Raw genomic sequence first — 18,870 nt, 5'->3', positions numbered from 1 at the left:
TAGATAAACATGGAAGCCATTAAAAGATTACCGGTTTTAGTTTTTTTTTGGAGTGTATGTCTATGCGCACAAGACATTCCTTCAAAAGAAATTATTTCAACCGGTAATCTTGGCAACTTTTTAAAAGACGAGGTTAAAGAGATAATAAGTGATGACGCTTCTGTTTCAGAAGCAGATTTAGCACATTATTTAAGAGACGCTTTTTCAAAACGTTACTTCTACGATTGGAAGCATTTTGATGAACGTTTTAAAAACTATACCTCAATCTATAAAGGCATTGAAAATTCGCATACAGAAAGAGCGTTAGATCATTTGTCTAAATTTTCAGGAGAAACCACATGGAAGCTGCCATTTAATTATTTAAACGGTACGCCAGTTAATGCCTATGCGTTAAGACATTTGGCAAGGCAGCACAAAATGGTCGATATTGCGTTTTATTATAATTACCAGAACAAAAACGCCAAGCATTTAAACTATTTTAAAGACCAGTTAAAATCTCTAAATACAGCTTTAAGCCAAAACAAATATGAAAAAATAGAAGACGGTAATGGCGTCTACGAGGCGTTCCGTTCCGGATATCGTATTTTAAATTGGTTACAGATTCACAATATGTTTTTAGGTGAAGCAGCCTATTCGAACAAAGACCAGTTGATGACTATAGCCACCTTGCTACAACACGGTGCACATTTATATGAGCGTAACCAAAAATTTCGTGCAGGCAACCATCAAACAAGAGGATTGTCGGCTTTAGCCATGCTTTCTATATTGTTAAGAGATTTTAAAGGCACCGAGCAGTGGTACAAACATGCCATGCATTTGCTAGAAGAACATTTGGTAAAAGAAATTAACGATGATGGATTTCAATTTGAACGTACCGTACATTATCATATAAGCGACATAGGTAACTATTTTTATGTGTACCAATTAGCAAAAACAAGCAAATTAGAAGTCAATACCGTTTGGGAAAATAGGCTAAGATCCTTATTTACAACATTAACAAAGATTGCGTACCCCGATAAATCGGCTCCGGTTTTTTCTGATGATACAGACAATCCCTGGGCAGATAAAAATGACATCTCTGGTGCTTTAACATTAGGTTATTTGCTCTTTAAAGACCCCACCATGGGCTATTTTGCTGAAGATCGTGTTGAAGCAAAAATGTATTGGTATTTAAGTGATGCACAATTAAAATCGTTAAAAGCGATTAAAAAACAACAACCAGATTATGGGTCTTTAGAATTTCCAACCACAGGTTATTATGTTATGCGGCAAGGTTGGGGAGCTAAAGATAATATGATGGTAATTTCTGCTGGATTAGATGCACATAAACCTGATCACCAACATGGTGACATGCTTGGTGTTCAGGCTATGGCTAATGGTCGGGTTATACTTCCTAATTACCAAGTGCGGTATTCGTTAAAAGATCTGGAGCTATTTAAAAACTCTATGGTGAAAAATGTAGCATTGGTCGATGATGAGCTACAAGGAAAACAATACACGTCTAATAAAGGAGGTAGTGGCTTTGGGAAATTTAAGGTATTGCCACAACCAAAAACAATAGCCTGGAAAACGAATAAAAATTTGGATCTGTTTGTTGGTAGTCACAATGGCTTTGAAAATGTGGGTGTGCAATATAATAGGCAAGCTATATACATAAAAGATGATTTTTGGATAGTGAAGGACAACTTCAAATCAAACAAGCCGCATACCTATAAACAGATTTGGCAGGGGCATTACAGTCTAGAAGCATCTCCAGATTTAATAAGGGCAACATTCGAAAAAGCAGAAGGATTGGATATTTACCAATTAGTAGAAGCCGATACTGTTTTTAACTCCGGACAACGCGGGAAGGGGTGGTCTGTAGTATCAAAAAAAGACCGAACCAATTACAGTTTCATCACGGTTCTTTTTCCGTATAAAGGCTATGCCAATAGAATTAACGAAACACAAACAACACCAAACTTTAAGAACTGGAAGCTAAACCAATCTAAATGGAAGGCAGAAGGAGAACAGGTTATTTCTTTAACAAAAGAAGAAATGTCTCTATTTTTTTCAGCAAAACAATTGCGCTTAAATAAGGTGCAAATGGAGTTTTCCGAATTATCAGATGTATTTATAAAACAGAATAGCAATAAATTGGTCGTTCAGTCTTTAAGCGAAAAAGAATTGCTAATTTCTATAAAAGGTGTTACCAAAGCAGGGAGCATAAAGCTCCTACCGGGAAATCAGGTAGATTTTATAATAAAAGATTAATGGAAATTTAAAATAACTATTAAGCCTTTATAGGTTAAATAACATATTTTTAGTGTTAAAAGTCTTCAGAATTTTTGTTTAGTGATGAATTAAATTTATATTTGGTAAACCAAACTGGTAAACCAATTTAATTGATACCAAATGAAATACGATATTTTGTTAGGATTTTCTTTCTTTTTTACGGTTCTTATATCCTTTAAGAATAAAAACAATCAAGCTTTACATATACGATTTGAAAAGTCACCCTAAATAATAAGAATATCGTTCATTTAGATTTGGAAGTCATTACTAAAAAATAAGAGAGTTGAAAAAAAATATATTTAGAGTTTTAATAATTGCATTAGTGGTTTTGGTAAGTTCATGTAAAGAACAGGCTAATAATGTTCAAGCAGAGGAGGCGTTACAAAATGGACAAGAGCACCCAAGTTTAATACTTACCAAAAAAGGTGTAAAGGCTATTCGATTACAATTAGGGAAGCTTCCAATTTTCGATAAATCATTAGCAGCCGTAAAGGCAGAAATAGATGCCGAGATAACAACTGGGATCGATGTTCCCATACCAAAAGATTTATCTGGCGGCTACACACACGAAAAACATAAAAAGAACTTTTTGGTATTACAGAAAGCAGGTGTATTGTTTCAGATTTTAGAAGACGAAAAATATGCTGTTTATGTACGGGATATGCTCATGGCTTACGCCAAATTATACCCAACATTGCCAGTGCATCCTCAAACACGTTCTTATGCTAGAGGTAAGCTCTTTTGGCAATGCTTAAACGATTCTAACTGGTTGGTGTACACAAGTCAGGCTTACGATTGTATTTACAATTGGCTTAAAGAAGAAGAGAGAGCTACTTTAGAAAATGATTTGTTTATACCATTTGCCAATTTTATATCAGAAGGCAATCCGCAATTCTTTAATCGGGTGCATAATCATAGTACTTGGGGAAATGTTGCCGTTGGTATGATTGCATTGGTTATGGATAATGACGAATTATTACAGAAAGCATTATATGGATTGAAAACGGATAATTTAACCGAAGGGATGAAAGATAATGATGGCGGCTTTATAAAAGTAGAAGGACAAAAAGTTGGTTTTCTGGCAAATGTAGAAGAACCTTTTTCGCCAGATGGCTACTATACCGAAGGGCCGTATTATCAACGTTACGCTATGTATCCCTTTTTAATATTTGCAGAAGCGCTTAACAATGTAAAGCCCGAATTAAAGATTTTTGAGTATAAAGAAGGTGTTTTGCTTAAGGCGGTAGATGCCTTGATAAACTTATCTGATAAAGATGGGGAGTTTTTCCCATTAAATGATGGTCAAAAAGGCATGTCTTATTATTCTAGGGAGTTGGTAACAGCAGTAGATATAGCTTATCATTTTGGAGGTAATAATCCGGAACTGTTGAGTATCGCCCAAAAGCAAGATCGTGTGCTGTTGGATGATGCAGGTTTGTCTGTAGCTATGGGGATAAAGGAAGGAAAAGCGATGCCATTCGCAAAGAAATCAATTGAGTTTAGAGATGGACCAAATGGCGACCAAGGTGCTGTGGGGATATTGCGACAAGGTGATCTGGAATTGGTTTTTAAATACGCCGCGCAGGGTTTAAGCCACGGGCATTACGATAAGCTGTCCTTTTCGTTGTATGAAGATGGTTATGAAGTTATTCAAGATTATGGACTAGCCCGTTTTGTTAATATAGAGCAAAAAGGAGGCGGAAATTATTTAAAGGAAAACAAAACCTGGGCTAAGCAAACTATTGCGCATAATACCGTAACCCAAAATGAAACTTCCCATTTTAAAGGTAAATACGAAATTGGGAGCAAGCACCATTCCGAGAAGTATATTTTTAGCTCAGATAATGATACCGTTCAAGTTGCAAGTGCCAAAGAGTTAAATGCTTATCCGGGTACTGGGTTACACAGAACAATGGCTTTAATTCACGATCAGGATTATGACAATCCATATATTTTGGATGTTATGAAGGTGACGTCCAAAACTGCCAATCAATACGATGTTCCATTTTATTATTTGGGGCAATTAATGCAAACCAATTTTGAATATCAGGCTTTAAAAGAACCTGTGCCATTGGGCGCGAATAATGGATATCAGCATTTGTATAAAGAGGCCTTAGGAGTCGCAAAAGAAGGAAACGCTAAGTTTAATTGGTTGTTGAATAATAAGTTTTATTCTATTACATCCGTTACGTCAAATGGTGACGAATTAATCCTAGCAAGAATTGGTGCAAACGACCCAGAATACAATTTAAGAAGAGAGCCAACATTTATTATTAGAAAAAAGAACGCTAAAGATGTTGTTTTTGTTTCTATTATAGAATCTCATGGCAATTACAGTCCAGTTTCAGAATTTGCCATAAATGCCTACAGTCAAATTAAAAATATAGAAGTTGTGTACGATGATGCCAATTACACAGCCATACAAATTGAAACGGAAAAAGGAAAAAAGAGCCTTTTTGTAGTATCAAATACAAATAATATAAAAACAGAAAACCATAAATTAACTATAAATAATAAGGACGTTGTTTGGTCAGGGCCTTATTGTTTAAAATTATTAAACTAGAAAATAATGAAAACATTCGGAGCAAGTAAAGAGTTTATAGAAGACAAGGACATAGAATGGGAAGCCGTTGGAGAAGGCGTAAAAAGAAAAATAATGGGGTATGACGATAAAATCATGCTGGTAAAAGTTGCATTTGATGAAGGCGGCATAGGGTATAAACATGAGCATTATCATTCTCAAGTAACCTATGTGGAAAGTGGGGCGTTTGAATTTTCTATTGGCGACGTAACAAAAACTGTAGTAGGAGGTGATTCAGTATATATCCCACCTAATGTGCTTCATGGCGCTGTGTGTACTAAAGCAGGTATTTTAATTGATGTTTTCAGCCCTATACGAGAAGACTTCATGGAATAGCAATGTTAAAATTTTGATTTCCTTGGTTTTAACAAAAAATTAGCATATATTTGGAAAACCAATCTGGTAAACCAATTTGGTTTTCCAATAAAATCAACTAAGCTAATGTCTAACTATTCAAAAAACTCAAAACCAATATGATGAAACAATAAAAAAAAGGACAGGTGCACGCCTATCCTTTTCATAACTATTTACTTCTTTTAGGAGGGAAGTAAAGTAACACTTGTTAATACTTTATAAAAACATGTGATCTTCAAAATTACAAAAAATTGAAAGAAGATGATGTTTTTGTAGAGTTAATATTAATAATAGGATCTTACCTATTATTTATTGAGCATAAATTGCTAATTAAACTTTACTATTAAACATAAAAAACTAATTATGAATTTAAAAAACAAACTAACGCTAATTGTAATATTACTTTTTAGTATTACGGTTATTGCACAAGATAGGGTGATTAGTGGAACTGTTGTTTCTACCAAAGATAACGTCCCTATCCCAGGTGTAAATGTCATGCTATTAAATACTTCAAGAGGAACGACAACAGATTTTGATGGGAAATATCAAATAAGAGCTAACGAAGGAGAAAAGATACAGTTCTCTTATGTTGGTTATGTAAGTCAAACCGTTACTGTTGGTGCTCAAACTACTTTAGATGTTTCACTTGAAGAAGATTTGGCGCAATTGGAAGAGGTGGTTGTAGTAGGATATGGTGCTAGAAAAAAGAGCGATCTTACAGGAGCAGTGTCTTCGGTGAAATCTGAAGAATTAAATGCTTTCCCTGTTCTGGATGCCGCTCAAGCATTACAAGGACGAGCAGCTGGTGTAGTTATTCAATCTAACAATGGTGGTGAGCCAGGAGCTCCTATCAACATAAAAATTAGAGGAAATACATCTATTAATGCAAATAGCAATCCACTTATTGTTGTTGATGGTTTTGTGGGAGCAGTAATGCCACAGCCTAACGACATTGAGTCTATAGAGGTTTTAAAAGATGCATCATCAACTGCTATATATGGTTCGCAAGGTTCTAATGGAGTTATTATGGTTACTACCAAAAAAGGTAAAAACGGTAAAGTGTCTATTGAGCTTAATAGTACCTATGCTGTTCAAAATACATCAAATGAAATAGATTTATTAAATGCAAATGAATTTGCAGATTACCAAAACCAAGTAAGAACCAATGTTGCCATAACAAATGGAGGTACACCAGTACCTTATGTTCAAGGACCAGCAAATACAGATTGGCAAGACTTAATTTATAGAAGTGGTAATACCCAAAATCACCAACTTTCTTTTTCAGGAGGTTCAGATAAATTAAACTTTTATGCTTCTGGTAACTATTTTAAACAAGAAGGTATTTTAATTAATTCTGGTTTTGAAAGAGGCACTTTCTTAACAAACATAAATGCAGAAGCATCAGATAAATTAAAATTAGGACTTAATCTTTTTGGAAGCAGAGGTGTTAAAGATGGAGCTGCTACAAAATCTGATGGTTCAGTTTCTGCAGGTGGAGATGATGCCGTTACTTTAGCAATGAGATATTCGCCAGATTTACCTATATATGATGCAGACCTTAGCTATAATGCAGGAAATGGTGGTGTAGGAGATCCTATAGATAATCCGTTTGCAGTTGCTACAGAAAGAACGGATGAAACTAAGATAGATAATTTTAGAGCAAATTTTTATGCAAACTACGACATTCTTGAAAACCTAACCTTTAAAACAACCTTCGGATTAAGCACTGAAAATGAAAGAAGAGGGATTTATATGCCTTCAAGATTAAAGGTTACAGCAGGTCCTGTAGGTGGTAGAGCTATAGTTCAAAATAATACAAGTTCAACGCTGCTAAGTGAAAGTTACTTGACTTATAAAAAAGAAGTAGGAAAAGGAAATTTAACGTTATTGGCGGGATATTCTTATCAAAAAAAGATTTCAGAAAATATTTTTAATGAAGCTACTGGTTTTATTTCAGATAATTTTTCTTTCTATGATTTAGGATCTGCTACAACTATTTTACAGCCATCTTCTTCCATACAAAAAGTAGAAATTCAATCACAATTCGGAAGATTAAATTATGATTACGATGATAAATACTTACTAACAGCTACAGTAAGACGTGATGGAGCATCTAATTTTGCAGCTAATGAAAAATATGCCATTTTCCCTTCGGCGGCTTTAGGATGGAAAGTATCGAACGAAAGCTTTTTAGAAGATAGTGAAACTATTTCTAACTTAAAGTTAAGAGTAAGTTATGGTGTAACAGGTAACCCTTCAATTCCTGCTTACGGCTCTTTAGCAGTTAATAGAAGTCTTTATGCTTCTAGTAATGGACAGACTGTAAGTGCTATCACGCCAGATAGACCTGCTAATCCAAATTTAAAATGGGAATCATCTTACCAAACTAACTTTGGTATAGATTTAGGCTTACTGAAGAATAGAATTTCGCTTTCGTTAGATTATTATAATATAGATACTAAAGATTTAATTTTAATTAACAATGCTTTACCTGAATATTCAGGTTACTTAGATGATGAAATTCTAACAAACGTAGGGGAGATAAATAATAAAGGGTTTGAAGTTAATTTAAATACAAGAAATATAACGAACGACAATCTTAGCTGGACTACAGATTTTAATTTGTCTATAAATAAAAATGAAGTAGTGAGCTTAGTAAACGGAGCCGATTTATTTTTTAATGCAGCTCCAAGTTATTTTAGTCATGATAGATCTCTAGTTTTAAGAGAAGGAGAACAAGTTGGACTATTTTGGGGGTACGATTATCAAGGGGTATATCAAGGAGGCAGTTTACCAGAAGGCACCGCAACTTTAGCTAATGGTGTAGCAGGAGATCCATTGTTTAGAGATGTTGACGATAGTGGTGATATTACTGAAGCCGATAGAACAACTATAGGTAACCCTAATCCAGATTACACTTTTGGTATAAGCAATAACTTTACATACAAAAACTGGGATTTAAATATCTTTTTCCAAGGGTCTCAGGGTGGAGAGATTTTTAATATGACCAATGTACAGTTGTTTAATGGAGATGCAAATACGACCAAAGAATATTATAATGGCGCTTGGACACCTACAAATACCAACACAAACATGCCTCGTGTTGGAAATAATAGTAGTAGAGAAATTTCTTCTCGTTTTGTAGAAGATGGTAGCTATATTAGATTAAAAAACCTAGCGTTAGGTTATAATCTACCTGCAGAGCTAATTAACGGTCTAGGAATAGAAAGAATAAGGCTTTCCTTGAGTGCACAAAATCTATTGACTTTTACCGATTATTCTGGTTTAGATCCTGAAGTAAGCTTCTTTGGATCTGCGGGTCGCAAGAGTACTACTGCTAATTCTGCTGGATCTAATAACAACACAGCATCTAATACTGCTCAAGGGTTTGATTTTGGAAATTATCCGACGGTGCAAACTGTAAATTTTAGTGTTAATGTTAAATTCTAATCACAATTATTTAAAAAATATAAGTATGAAAATATATAAATATTTATTCCTATTGTTGGTAAGTTTATCAATAGTTGGATGTTCAGATTTAGAAGAAGAGCCTGTAGGTTTACTGGCCCCAGAAGGGTTTTTTCAAACTACTGATGATATACAAACAGCTGTAAATGGTGCTTTTACTGCTGGTATCAATGAAAAATTTTGGGGTAGAAAACTATCAATAGCATTAATGTTACGTTCTGATATGGTGGATCTTGCATCTAGCCAAACAAGACGGGTAGAGCATGACGAATTAACTACTTTAGCTAGTAATGGAATGATTAGTGAGTTTTGGCCAAAAACGTATCAAGGAATTGCTGCAGCTAATCAAGCTATAGCTGGAGCAGAGGATGTAGATACAGATGAAAATGTTAAAAACCCTATAACTGCCCAAGCTTATTTTGCAAGAGCATTTTACTATTTTCATTTAGTAAGACTGTTTGGAGATATTCCTTATATTGATGCACCAATAACTGATGCAGATGCAATAGCTTCTATTAGTAAAACATCAGCAGCAGAAGTCTATAATAATATTATTTCAGACTTACAATATGCGAAAACGTGGTTACCAAACACCACAGCATCAAGAGCTATACCTTCCAAGGGAGCTGCTAGTTCTTATTTAGCTTTGGTATATTTAACTCAAGGAGAATGGCAAAAAGCTTTTGATGAAGCTAAAGAGGTGATCGACAATGCAGGGACTTACCAGTATGAATTAGATTCGAATTTCCAAAACTTATTTAATGCAGAAGTCATAGACAGCTCTAAAGAACCCATATTCGCATTAGATTATAATAATGTTGAGGCCGATAATAATGCTTATGATCAAATAGCTCCAATGACAGGTATTAGAGGAGATGATAGAAATAGTGGTGGTGGATGGTCTGTAGCAGTTCCTACGCTTGCAGTGTATACTACATGGGATGCAGGAGATTACAGAAGAGCCGTTAGTATGGATGATGAAGCATCAATTAAAGGTGCGGTTGTAGATTATACTAACTTTACTGTAAGTGGACATGAGCATGCCAAAAACAACCCATACATTGCAAAATATACGCGTTATCCAGGGGCATTTGCTCGCGGGAATGCTAGGGCAACAAGTCATAATTATTCTATGATACGTTATGCTGAGGTATTGTTAATTGCAGCAGAAGCAGCTGTAGAGCTTGGAGATAATGCATCTGCTCTAAACTATATCAATCAGGTAAGAGCTAGAGCAAGAATGGGTGGTACAACTAAGACCGGAGCGGATGTTCCAGTAACGGTAGCTCCTAGTGCTGTACCAGCAGACCTTGCAGGAACCGTTACAGTTGAAGATGTATTGGAAGAGCGCAGATTAGAGCTAGCTTTTGAATGTAAAAGGTGGTATGACATAGCTAGAAGGAAAATGGGAGGTGCTCCTTATAATGTATTTAGTGCTTCTGGTTTAGAAGGGGAAAAACCCAATTTTACTCCAGACGATTATTTATTACCATTACCAGAAGATGAGTTAGAGAGAAACCCTAACTTGTTACCTCAAAATGATGGTTACTAAATAAACAATATTTAAGTTTAGTTTTTACTATTTATCCCTGGGTTTACACATCTAACATGTAAATTCAGGGATAAAAAATATGTACCCATTTCAAAAATCAAGGTATTGATGATAATTCTGTTTGAGCTCGAGCAATGTCATTAAGTTAAAGCATGGATGTCAGTTTGAGACATCCAATAAAAATTTTATCCAGTGTAAAATATTGACGTCATGTCTCCTCTAGTACTTCGGCTGTGCTCAGCATAAACTGAAGTCGAGAGGTCTTAAGGAGGTCTCGACTGCGCTCGACCAGACACAGGTCAATCATCAATTTAAGAGGTGTTTATAAAATGACGTCATCGGGTGTCATTCAGAAGCCTGCCTGTCGGCAGACAGGGAGGCTTCTGAATGACAAACTACTCTAAATTAAGCTTTTAACAAAATACGTTAATGGCAGCACAGTCGAAAGATCACGATAATCTACAAGTGTAATTAGGTTTCTACTTTAGTTTTTTTGGCGTAGACGGAGTACTCAACTTAGTTCAACTTTTTTGCCTGTCTGTCGGTAGCTATTGTTTACTCATAAATATGACTGCATATTAAATAATAATTTTACAAAGACAGACACTAATTTCACGAATTATCACAAATGGTTCTAAATACAAATTATTTACAAATAAGTAATCTGCATTTACTTATTTGTAAATTGAAGTATGGAAATATAATAGAGTTAAATCGGGTTTAGATTGTAAAAACAGACTGAAAGTCTGATTTGTGATTATGAATAATATAGAGAGCTATCCATCATATTGAGGTTTTATTCGTGTAAATCTGTGTAATTCGTAGCTTGATTAAAAAGATGCAGGTACACCGTAGCTGTCGGCAGACAAGTTTTCCAAACCTCTTCGATTGTAGTTTAAATCTTTCAATTAAAGGTTACTACTATGTTAATTTTCAGGCTTTAATGTTAAAAAATTTGGAAATTAATGAATTAAATCTATATTTGGTTTACCAATTTGGAAAACCAATTTGGAAAACCAGTCTAATTTAAACTTTTTAATACTAACCTAATGAAAAAAATTACCCTACATTGGCTATTACTATTCTCTATATCAGTAATAGGACAAACAACTTACAACATCACCGACCCCGAAGATCTAGAGAACAATGTATATGTAGCAGGAGATGAAATTATATTAGCAAATGGCGTTTATAGCACCGATGAACGCATAGACTTCGTTGGTATGGGTACAGCCGATAACCCAATTGTTTTTAGAGCAGAATCACCAGGCGGTGTAATTTTTACCGGAGGCCTTAGGATGAATGTAGGAGGTGAATATTTAGTTATAGATGGCTTTTACTGGAATGGAGGAGAGGGTGTTAATAACCATATCCAGTTTAGAAATGGTACCGATTATGCAAGATATTGTACAATACAAAATTGTACAATCAATGGGCTAGAACCCGAGCCAGACGATCCAACAACTATAGATGATGATGAATCTACCTCTAAACATAGATGGGTAGTCTTGTACGGGCAATATAATAACGTAATTAATTGTTCTTTTTTAAACAAGCGATCTCCCGGAGCCTTGGTATTGGTTGAGCTTTCGTATAATTTTGATAACGGAGAAGCTACCGCTGGACATCAAATAATAAACAATTATTTTTATAATTACGAAAAAAGAGATCCCGCCACTCAAAACGCTGGAGATAGTGAAACTATTAGGGTAGGAGCAAGTAACTATCAAGCATTTAATGCAAATGTAAATGTAGAGGGAAATTATTTTAATAAATCGGATGGAGAGAATGAAATAATAACAAACAAGAGTGCAAATAACATATATAAAAACAATACGTTTAGAGCATGTAGAGGCTCTTTAGTATTGAGGCATGGTGCAAACGCTACGGTTGAAGGAAATTATTTTTTAGGAGAAAATGTAGAAGGAACTGGTGGTGTTCGAATTTCCGATAGTGGTCACACCATATCAAATAATTACTTTCAAGATTTAATAAATGAAAATGAGCAAGCCCAATGGAACAATGGTATTACATTTTTAGGAGGGTCTGAGACTTCAGGAGGAAGCTCAAATGGTTATCAAAAAACAGAAAATGTTTTAATAACCCATAATTCATTTTACAACGTACATTCACCATTGTATTTTAATACAAGTAAAGGAAGTACCGATCCTATTGGCACATTCACTAACAATTTGTTTTATACTACGCTAACTACCATAATTACTGGGGATTTTAGCGATCTAGGTTCTGGATTAACTTTTGGAAATAATGTTTATCAAGGTACTACTTTAGGAGCAACGTTATCTGCTACCCAATTTAATTCAGGAACTATTGGATTTGCTGCAGATGGAGAAACGTTTTTACCTTCAGATTCAGGAGATGCTGCTAATAATGCTATCGTTACAACTCCAGAAATAGCATTCGATATCACAGGATTGAACAGACCAAGTACAGGCAAGGATATAGGTGCTAGCGAAGTATCTGGGGCAACAGGTACCGCTTCGTTTTCACCGCATGCTGATAGTGATGTGGGAGATTCTGTTGGAAGTTGTTTTATTGGGGCTCAAGGTGTTTTGCTAACTGTTACTACTTGTACCATAGCTTCTGTTGAGACTTTATATGTTTCCGATCTTTCCGAATTTGGTATAGATGGCGGTAGCCAGAACACAACAGTAACAGCTAATATAGATTGGAATGTTGAAACTAGCGATTCCTGGATAACAACCGATGTTAGCTCCGGATCGGGATCTGCAACAGTAGCTGTAACTGTAACTGAAAACACAAACGTAACCGAAAGAACGGGGCATGTTACTTTTACTAAAGTAGGAGGTACACTATCCAGGGTTTTAAGTGTAACACAAGCAGCTCCAGATATTACAGAATTATACGATCTTATTAACACGGGTTTAGCTGGAGATCCTGTAACAATTCATTCTTTTTCAAAAGAAGAAGTAAATGGTACAACTAAATTTAATTATGCAGCAAATACGCTAGACAAAGATAACGGAACTGTTTGGGCGGCAGATGATGGTTCTATTGTCTCGGGAGATTATAAGGGTGATGGCGAATATATAATTTATGATTTAGGTGATGAATACAATCTAGATTTAGTTCGATTCAGCACAACTAACAAATCAGATCCTTTCGGTTTCCAAGTATGGGTTTCAACAACTGGAACAGATTCTGGAGATTTTACTATGGCATTACCAACTACAGGAGATTTGTTATTAACGGCAACTAGTACAACAGATTTTAATCAATATGAAGTTACTGCAAATGCTCGTTATATAAAATTAATAGGCTACGGAAGATTTAATAGTGCTGGAGATACTAGAAAAAGTGTTTGGAATGCCGTGGGAGAAATAGAATTTTACGGTACCCAAAGCAGTTTATCAACTAAAGATATAGACCATACAGAAATATCAATATTTCCAGTACCCGCAAAAGATGTTATCAATATTAGAACTTCAGGACTTAATATAAATAAAATTAATGTTTATAGCTTAGATGGTAGACTCGTAATGAATAAGGATGTAACGACTCCTAAATCACAGATTATCCTCAATATTTCGTCTCTGTTAAACGGACCCTATCTTATTAATTTTTCTAATGATAGTGGTTTACGCGAATCTAAAATGATAATTATTTCACGTTAAACACTTGTAAAACAATCATTTTAACAAAATAAAATTTGGAAAACTCCTAATAATAACTATATTTGGTTAACCAAATTGGTTTTCCAGTTTGGTTTTCCAAAAATACATATACTTAACCTAGCACAGTTGTGATAATTTCAATTTACTATTAATTCATTAAAATTATATAATTATGAAAACACAATTACTTTTATTATTGCTTTGTGTGTCTGCTTTGGGGTATTCTCAAGTGCAACCAACTGTACATAATGCTACTTTTGACAAAATTCCTAAATCTGCAGGTACTGATTGTTCTTGTTCTGGATGGATCAATAAAGACATTGCTGACCAAGCAGAATCCTCTACGTCGAATAGTAACGATGTAGTGAAATTTGATGACTTTGAGTCTGATGGTATTTATCAAGAAGTTGCTGTTGTTGCTAATAGTGATTACACATTAGATTTAGATTACACCTACAAAATAGACCCAACGACAACAATGCATGTTGAAATTATAATACTAAAGGGTAGTGGGTATGAAGGAGGATATACACCTGCATATGATGTGCCAGCTGATGCTGCTCAGGAAGGATTTGGTTACAGTACCGTTGCAGCCGTTGAGATGGCTGCGAACCAGCTTGCAAGAACCCTTGTAACACCTCCAGGAAACACAAATACTAATGCGATCACGCAGTTAACATTCAATACTGGGTCTGAGACTAGTATAGCTATATTTATTAGAGCTGTAGGACCTTACGATGCTGGATCCCACGGAGATTCGGGTAAAGATAAAGGTTGGATGAATGGAGATTCAGAGATTAGAATGGATAATTTGGTTTTAGCTAATACAACAACGCTTTCAGCTGAAGATTTTCTTGCCTCAAAATTTAAAGTACACCCTAACCCAGTTGAAGAAGTATTAACAATAAACGCTGATAATATTGAAGTGTCATCTGTTAAAATTTACAACATATTAGGAAAAGAAGTTTACGGACAAAAAGGTTTATCAAATAGTAATATTAATGTTTCAAGCCTTAGTTCTGGAATGTATTTATTAAGAATAGCTACAGAAAATAGTAGTTTAACTCAAAAAATAGTTGTTAAGTAAGCTTACTCATTTTATATAAGAAAAGCCTTTTTGAAATAAAAGGCTTTTCTTATATTACATCTAAAGTTTTGTGACTAATATAAATAGACTTTTTTAGTTTTTAATGATTGCTTCTTGATGTTTGATTTCTGCTGATAGACAAGGAATGTTAGTGTCTAACAGAGATGCACTGCAAATAGAGCTAAAGAAGCCCCAATTGTACTTATTGTGCTTGTAAAAGTATACTAATCGATGTTTTTGGCCCAATTCTATAACGCCATATAGAATAGTAGTGTTAAAATTTCGATTTTTTTGGTTTTAACAAAAAAATTAACATATATTTGGAAAACCAATCTGGTAAACCAATTTGGTTTTCCAGTAAAAACAAGACAAACTCAATGTATAACCTTTCAAAAAATCCAAATCATATATGACGAAACAATAAAAAAGAACAGGTGCACGTCTATTCTTTTTATAACTAATTTACTTCTTTTAGGAGGGAGGTAAAATAAAACACAGGTAGCTGCTATATAAAAATATACATCTTTAGAAATTACAAAACTTATGGAAGATTATATTTTTTGTGTGGTGAGCTAAAAATTATGTAATTCTTAATGGGACGAAACTAATTGGCAAAGAATACAAATTTAAACTTACAATTTAAAAACATAAAATAAGTTAATTATGAATTTAAAAACTAAACTAACTCTAATAACAATATTGTTTTTCAATATTGTATTAATTGCACAGAGTGGAACGGTTATAAAAGGAACGGTTGTGTCTGCAACAGATAACCTTCCCATTCCCGGTGTAAATGTTGTTATAGTGAACACGTCCACAGGGACATCCACAGATTTTGATGGTAAATATCAATTAAGAGCGAGCAGTGGGGATGTGTTGCAATTCTCATATATAGGTTATGAAACTCAAAATGTTCCTGTAGGCGATCAAGAGACGATTAATATCTCTCTTGTAGAAGATATATCCAAACTGGAAGAGATTGTGGTTGTTGCCTATGGAGATCAAAAGCAAAAAAATGTTACCAGTGCATTAACAAAGGTTTCATCTAAAGATATTAAGGACTTTTCTGTATCGAGGGTGGAAGATGCACTTCAAGGAAAAGTAGCTGGTTTAAGAATTCAGGTGGTCGCATCTGAAGCAGGTGGTGATCCTAAAATTACATTAAGAGGTCCGGGATCTATTACTGGTTCATCATCACCTTTAATTGTTGTCGATGGGGTTGTATTAGGAACCGATCCTGATATTTTAGCTACTATTGATAATAACAACATTGAATCTTTAAGTGTTTTAAAAGATGCTTCATCGGTAGCAATATACGGTTCTCGTGGTGCTAACGGTGTCATTTTAGTTACACTTAAAAAAGGTGTTATTGGTAAAACAAAGTTTTCTTATAACTCATTTACAGGATACAAATACGCCAACAAAAACAAAAACTTTAATAGATCTATCGCTCAGGAAAGAGCCAGGTTAGATGGATTGCAGGGTACCGTTGATGCCATTTCACTTGATAGTCCAAACTACGATAGAGTAATCGGTGACTACAACACGGCTTATGCAGAGCTTGAAGCTATGGATTTTTTAGCTGGTTTAGGAGGCGGAGAAAAAAACTGGCAAGATGAAGTTTTCATTGGTGGTGTTATACAAAGTCACTCTTTTGCAGCAAGAGGAGGATCGGAGCTAACCAATTATACAGCGTCTTTAGGATATCTTGAAGATGAAGGTATTGCAATAAAAGATAATTTTAAAAAATATAATGCCAGAATAAAGGTTGACAGTAAATCGAAAAACAAGAAAATCAAGTTTGGAGCAAATTTACGTGTTAATTACAACGATCAAGATAGATTGCCTGCGAGATTTACTGATCCATTAAGACAATATGGGCATGTGCCGTTACGCTTAAACGAAGAGCACTTAAAATATGTAACTCAGTTTTCTACAGATGTTGGTACTTCAACAGATGCAGGAAAATTATTTGAAAACTTAGGTGTAGGTAGTTATGGATTTTCAAGAGCTTTCGATCATGTTTTTACAGTATCGCCAGACGATCAGAGAAGAATTGCCAGAGATCCAAGTACAGGGCTTCCATTAGTTAGCGATTTAACATCAGGCGGATTAACCTTATCTACTACTAAAAACGTTCATCCTTTAGTGCACTTTTTAGAAAGATCCAGAACCAAAAAGAAATTAGCTTTAAATGCATCTTCTTACTTTGATGTTGAATTGGCTAAAGGTCTTAATTTCAGACAGACTATTTCAGGTGTTTTTAGACATAATAAGACGAATGAGGCCGACTTTTTATTTGGTCAGGAAAATAGAGAACAAGAATCTTACCGTTTAGAACGAAGAGATGAAGTAAATCAGTATGCCTTTGAGTCTATTCTTAAATATAAGAAAGATTTTGGCAAACATAATTTTAATACTGTATTAGGGTTTGAGTATACGCAAAGAGATTTTTATAGACAAGAATCTGAAGCGGTAGGCTTTACAGACGATTTTAATAACAATATCTCCATTGCAGATGGGGGGACAACATTTACCAATAATGGAACAGATAAGCTAGTTTCATATTTTGGAAGACTAGATTATAATTATGATGAGAAATACCTGTTCCAGGTATCTGCTCGTACCGATGGTAGTACCAGATTTGGTTCAAATACAAGGTTCGGATTCTTTCCTGCAGCTTCTGTAGGTTGGGTTGTAACTAACGAAGATTTCTTACCAGCAAACGAAATTGTAACGTTTTTAAAATTAAGAGCTAGTTATGGTATCTCAGGTTCTAATGAGATCTCTAACAATATATTCGATTCACTTTACAGATTCGAAGAAACATTCAGTACCATTGGTTATAATGGAGGAACAGGAGTTAAAGGAGTAACCTTAGCGAATCAAAATTTAGGTTGGGAAAAATTAATAGAGTTTAACCCTGGTTTAGATGTTACATTTGGTAGAGGTGTTTTAAGCTTAAAAGCCGATTACTATACAAGAACAAGTGAAGACTTAATTCTTTTTGCCCCAGTAGCCGCCACTTATGGTACAGATAACTGGTTACAGAATATAGGAGAAGTTAAAAATGAGGGTATAGAACTGGAATTGAGCTCTAGAATTTTCGCTAACGAAAATGCTAGCTGGAGAGCGTCAGGTCAATTCTCTTTAAACAGGAATGAAGTGGTTAGTTTAGGAAATAACCAACAAATTATCTCTAGAATTGATCAGGATACCAGACCTACGGAATTTATAGCACGAGTAGGACAGCCGATAACTTCTTTTTACGGTTGGGTTTACGAAAAGGAGATTCCGTTAGAGTGGGTAGACAATCCATTTAATAGGTTTAACAATGATTTTGCTGATGTTTACGTAAAAGATTTGAATAATGATGGGGTTATTGATGATGAAGATAGAACAGAATTAGGTAGTCCATACCCTGATTTTGTATGGGGATTCAATTCAGATTTTACGTTTCGCGAGTTCGATTTTTCATTTCAATGGCAAGGATCTCATGGAGCCGAAGTTAGGGTTGCCGATTTAGATCAGTTGTACTTTGCCAGTGAATCGGCTGTAAATGAAGTTTCCAATTTCCCAGACAGAGATTTAACAGTTCATAGAAGATTTACAAACGATCATATACAAGATGCTTCTTATGTAACTTTAAGAAATGTAACATTAGGGTATACGTTGCCAGAGTTAGTTACTTCAAAGCTTAACATAGATAGACTAAGATTGTATATGACGGGTGAGAACTTACTCTTCTTTACCGCTAAAGGTTACGAAGGGTTTAACCCAGATGCTGCTGGTCAAACGTCAGATAATGCTAATACACCACTAACAGCAGGTTATCAAAGAGGTGATGGGCCAGTGGTTAGAACAATTTCAGCAGGGATTAACTTACAATTTTAATTGA

The 18,870-nt window shown here is 34.8% G+C and carries 8 protein-coding genes; all 8 read left to right on the top strand.

Annotated features, from left to right (window positions below; genetic code table 11):
• The first annotated feature begins 9 nt into the window (after window positions 1–9).
• Window positions 10–2,253: a heparinase II/III family protein gene (locus C1H87_RS08190; RefSeq protein ID WP_102755343.1), complete on the top strand. Its 2,244-nt coding sequence runs from the start codon at window positions 10–12 to the stop codon at window positions 2,251–2,253.
• Window positions 2,254–2,548: 295 nt separating this feature from the next.
• Window positions 2,549–4,837, top strand: a complete 2,289-nt coding sequence (locus tag C1H87_RS08185; RefSeq protein WP_102755342.1) for an alginate lyase family protein — start codon at window positions 2,549–2,551, stop codon at window positions 4,835–4,837.
• Window positions 4,838–4,843: 6 nt separating this feature from the next.
• On the top strand, window positions 4,844–5,191 hold the full coding sequence (locus tag C1H87_RS08180) for a cupin domain-containing protein (RefSeq protein WP_102755341.1): 348 nt from the start codon (window positions 4,844–4,846) through the stop codon (window positions 5,189–5,191).
• A 381-nt stretch (window positions 5,192–5,572) separates the two neighbouring features.
• Window positions 5,573–8,659 carry a SusC/RagA family TonB-linked outer membrane protein gene (locus C1H87_RS08175; protein WP_102755340.1) on the top strand — a complete coding sequence of 1,029 codons (3,087 nt, stop codon included), beginning with the start codon at window positions 5,573–5,575 and terminating at the stop codon, window positions 8,657–8,659.
• Between the two features lie 25 nt (window positions 8,660–8,684).
• Window positions 8,685–10,229, top strand: coding sequence for a RagB/SusD family nutrient uptake outer membrane protein (locus C1H87_RS08170; protein ID WP_102758210.1), 1,545 nt, complete (start codon window positions 8,685–8,687; stop codon window positions 10,227–10,229).
• A 1,049-nt stretch (window positions 10,230–11,278) separates the two neighbouring features.
• The gene (locus C1H87_RS08165; RefSeq protein WP_102755339.1) at window positions 11,279–13,885 is read left to right on the top strand and encodes a chondroitinase-B domain-containing protein; all 2,607 of its coding nucleotides are present in this window, start codon (window positions 11,279–11,281) and stop codon (window positions 13,883–13,885) included.
• 172 nt (window positions 13,886–14,057) lie between these two features.
• On the top strand, window positions 14,058–14,972 hold the full coding sequence (locus tag C1H87_RS08160; protein ID WP_102755338.1) for a T9SS type A sorting domain-containing protein: 915 nt from the start codon (window positions 14,058–14,060) through the stop codon (window positions 14,970–14,972).
• A 663-nt stretch (window positions 14,973–15,635) separates the two neighbouring features.
• On the top strand, window positions 15,636–18,866 hold the full coding sequence (locus C1H87_RS08155) for a SusC/RagA family TonB-linked outer membrane protein (RefSeq protein WP_102755337.1): 3,231 nt from the start codon (window positions 15,636–15,638) through the stop codon (window positions 18,864–18,866).
• The last annotated feature ends 4 nt before the right edge of the window (window positions 18,867–18,870 follow it).

Source organism: Flavivirga eckloniae (assembly GCF_002886045.1).
Taxonomy (GTDB): Bacteria; Bacteroidota; Bacteroidia; order Flavobacteriales; family Flavobacteriaceae; genus Flavivirga; species Flavivirga eckloniae.
Note: the sequence above shows the minus strand (reverse complement) of the source record. Positions and strands in the feature narration are given on the sequence as shown.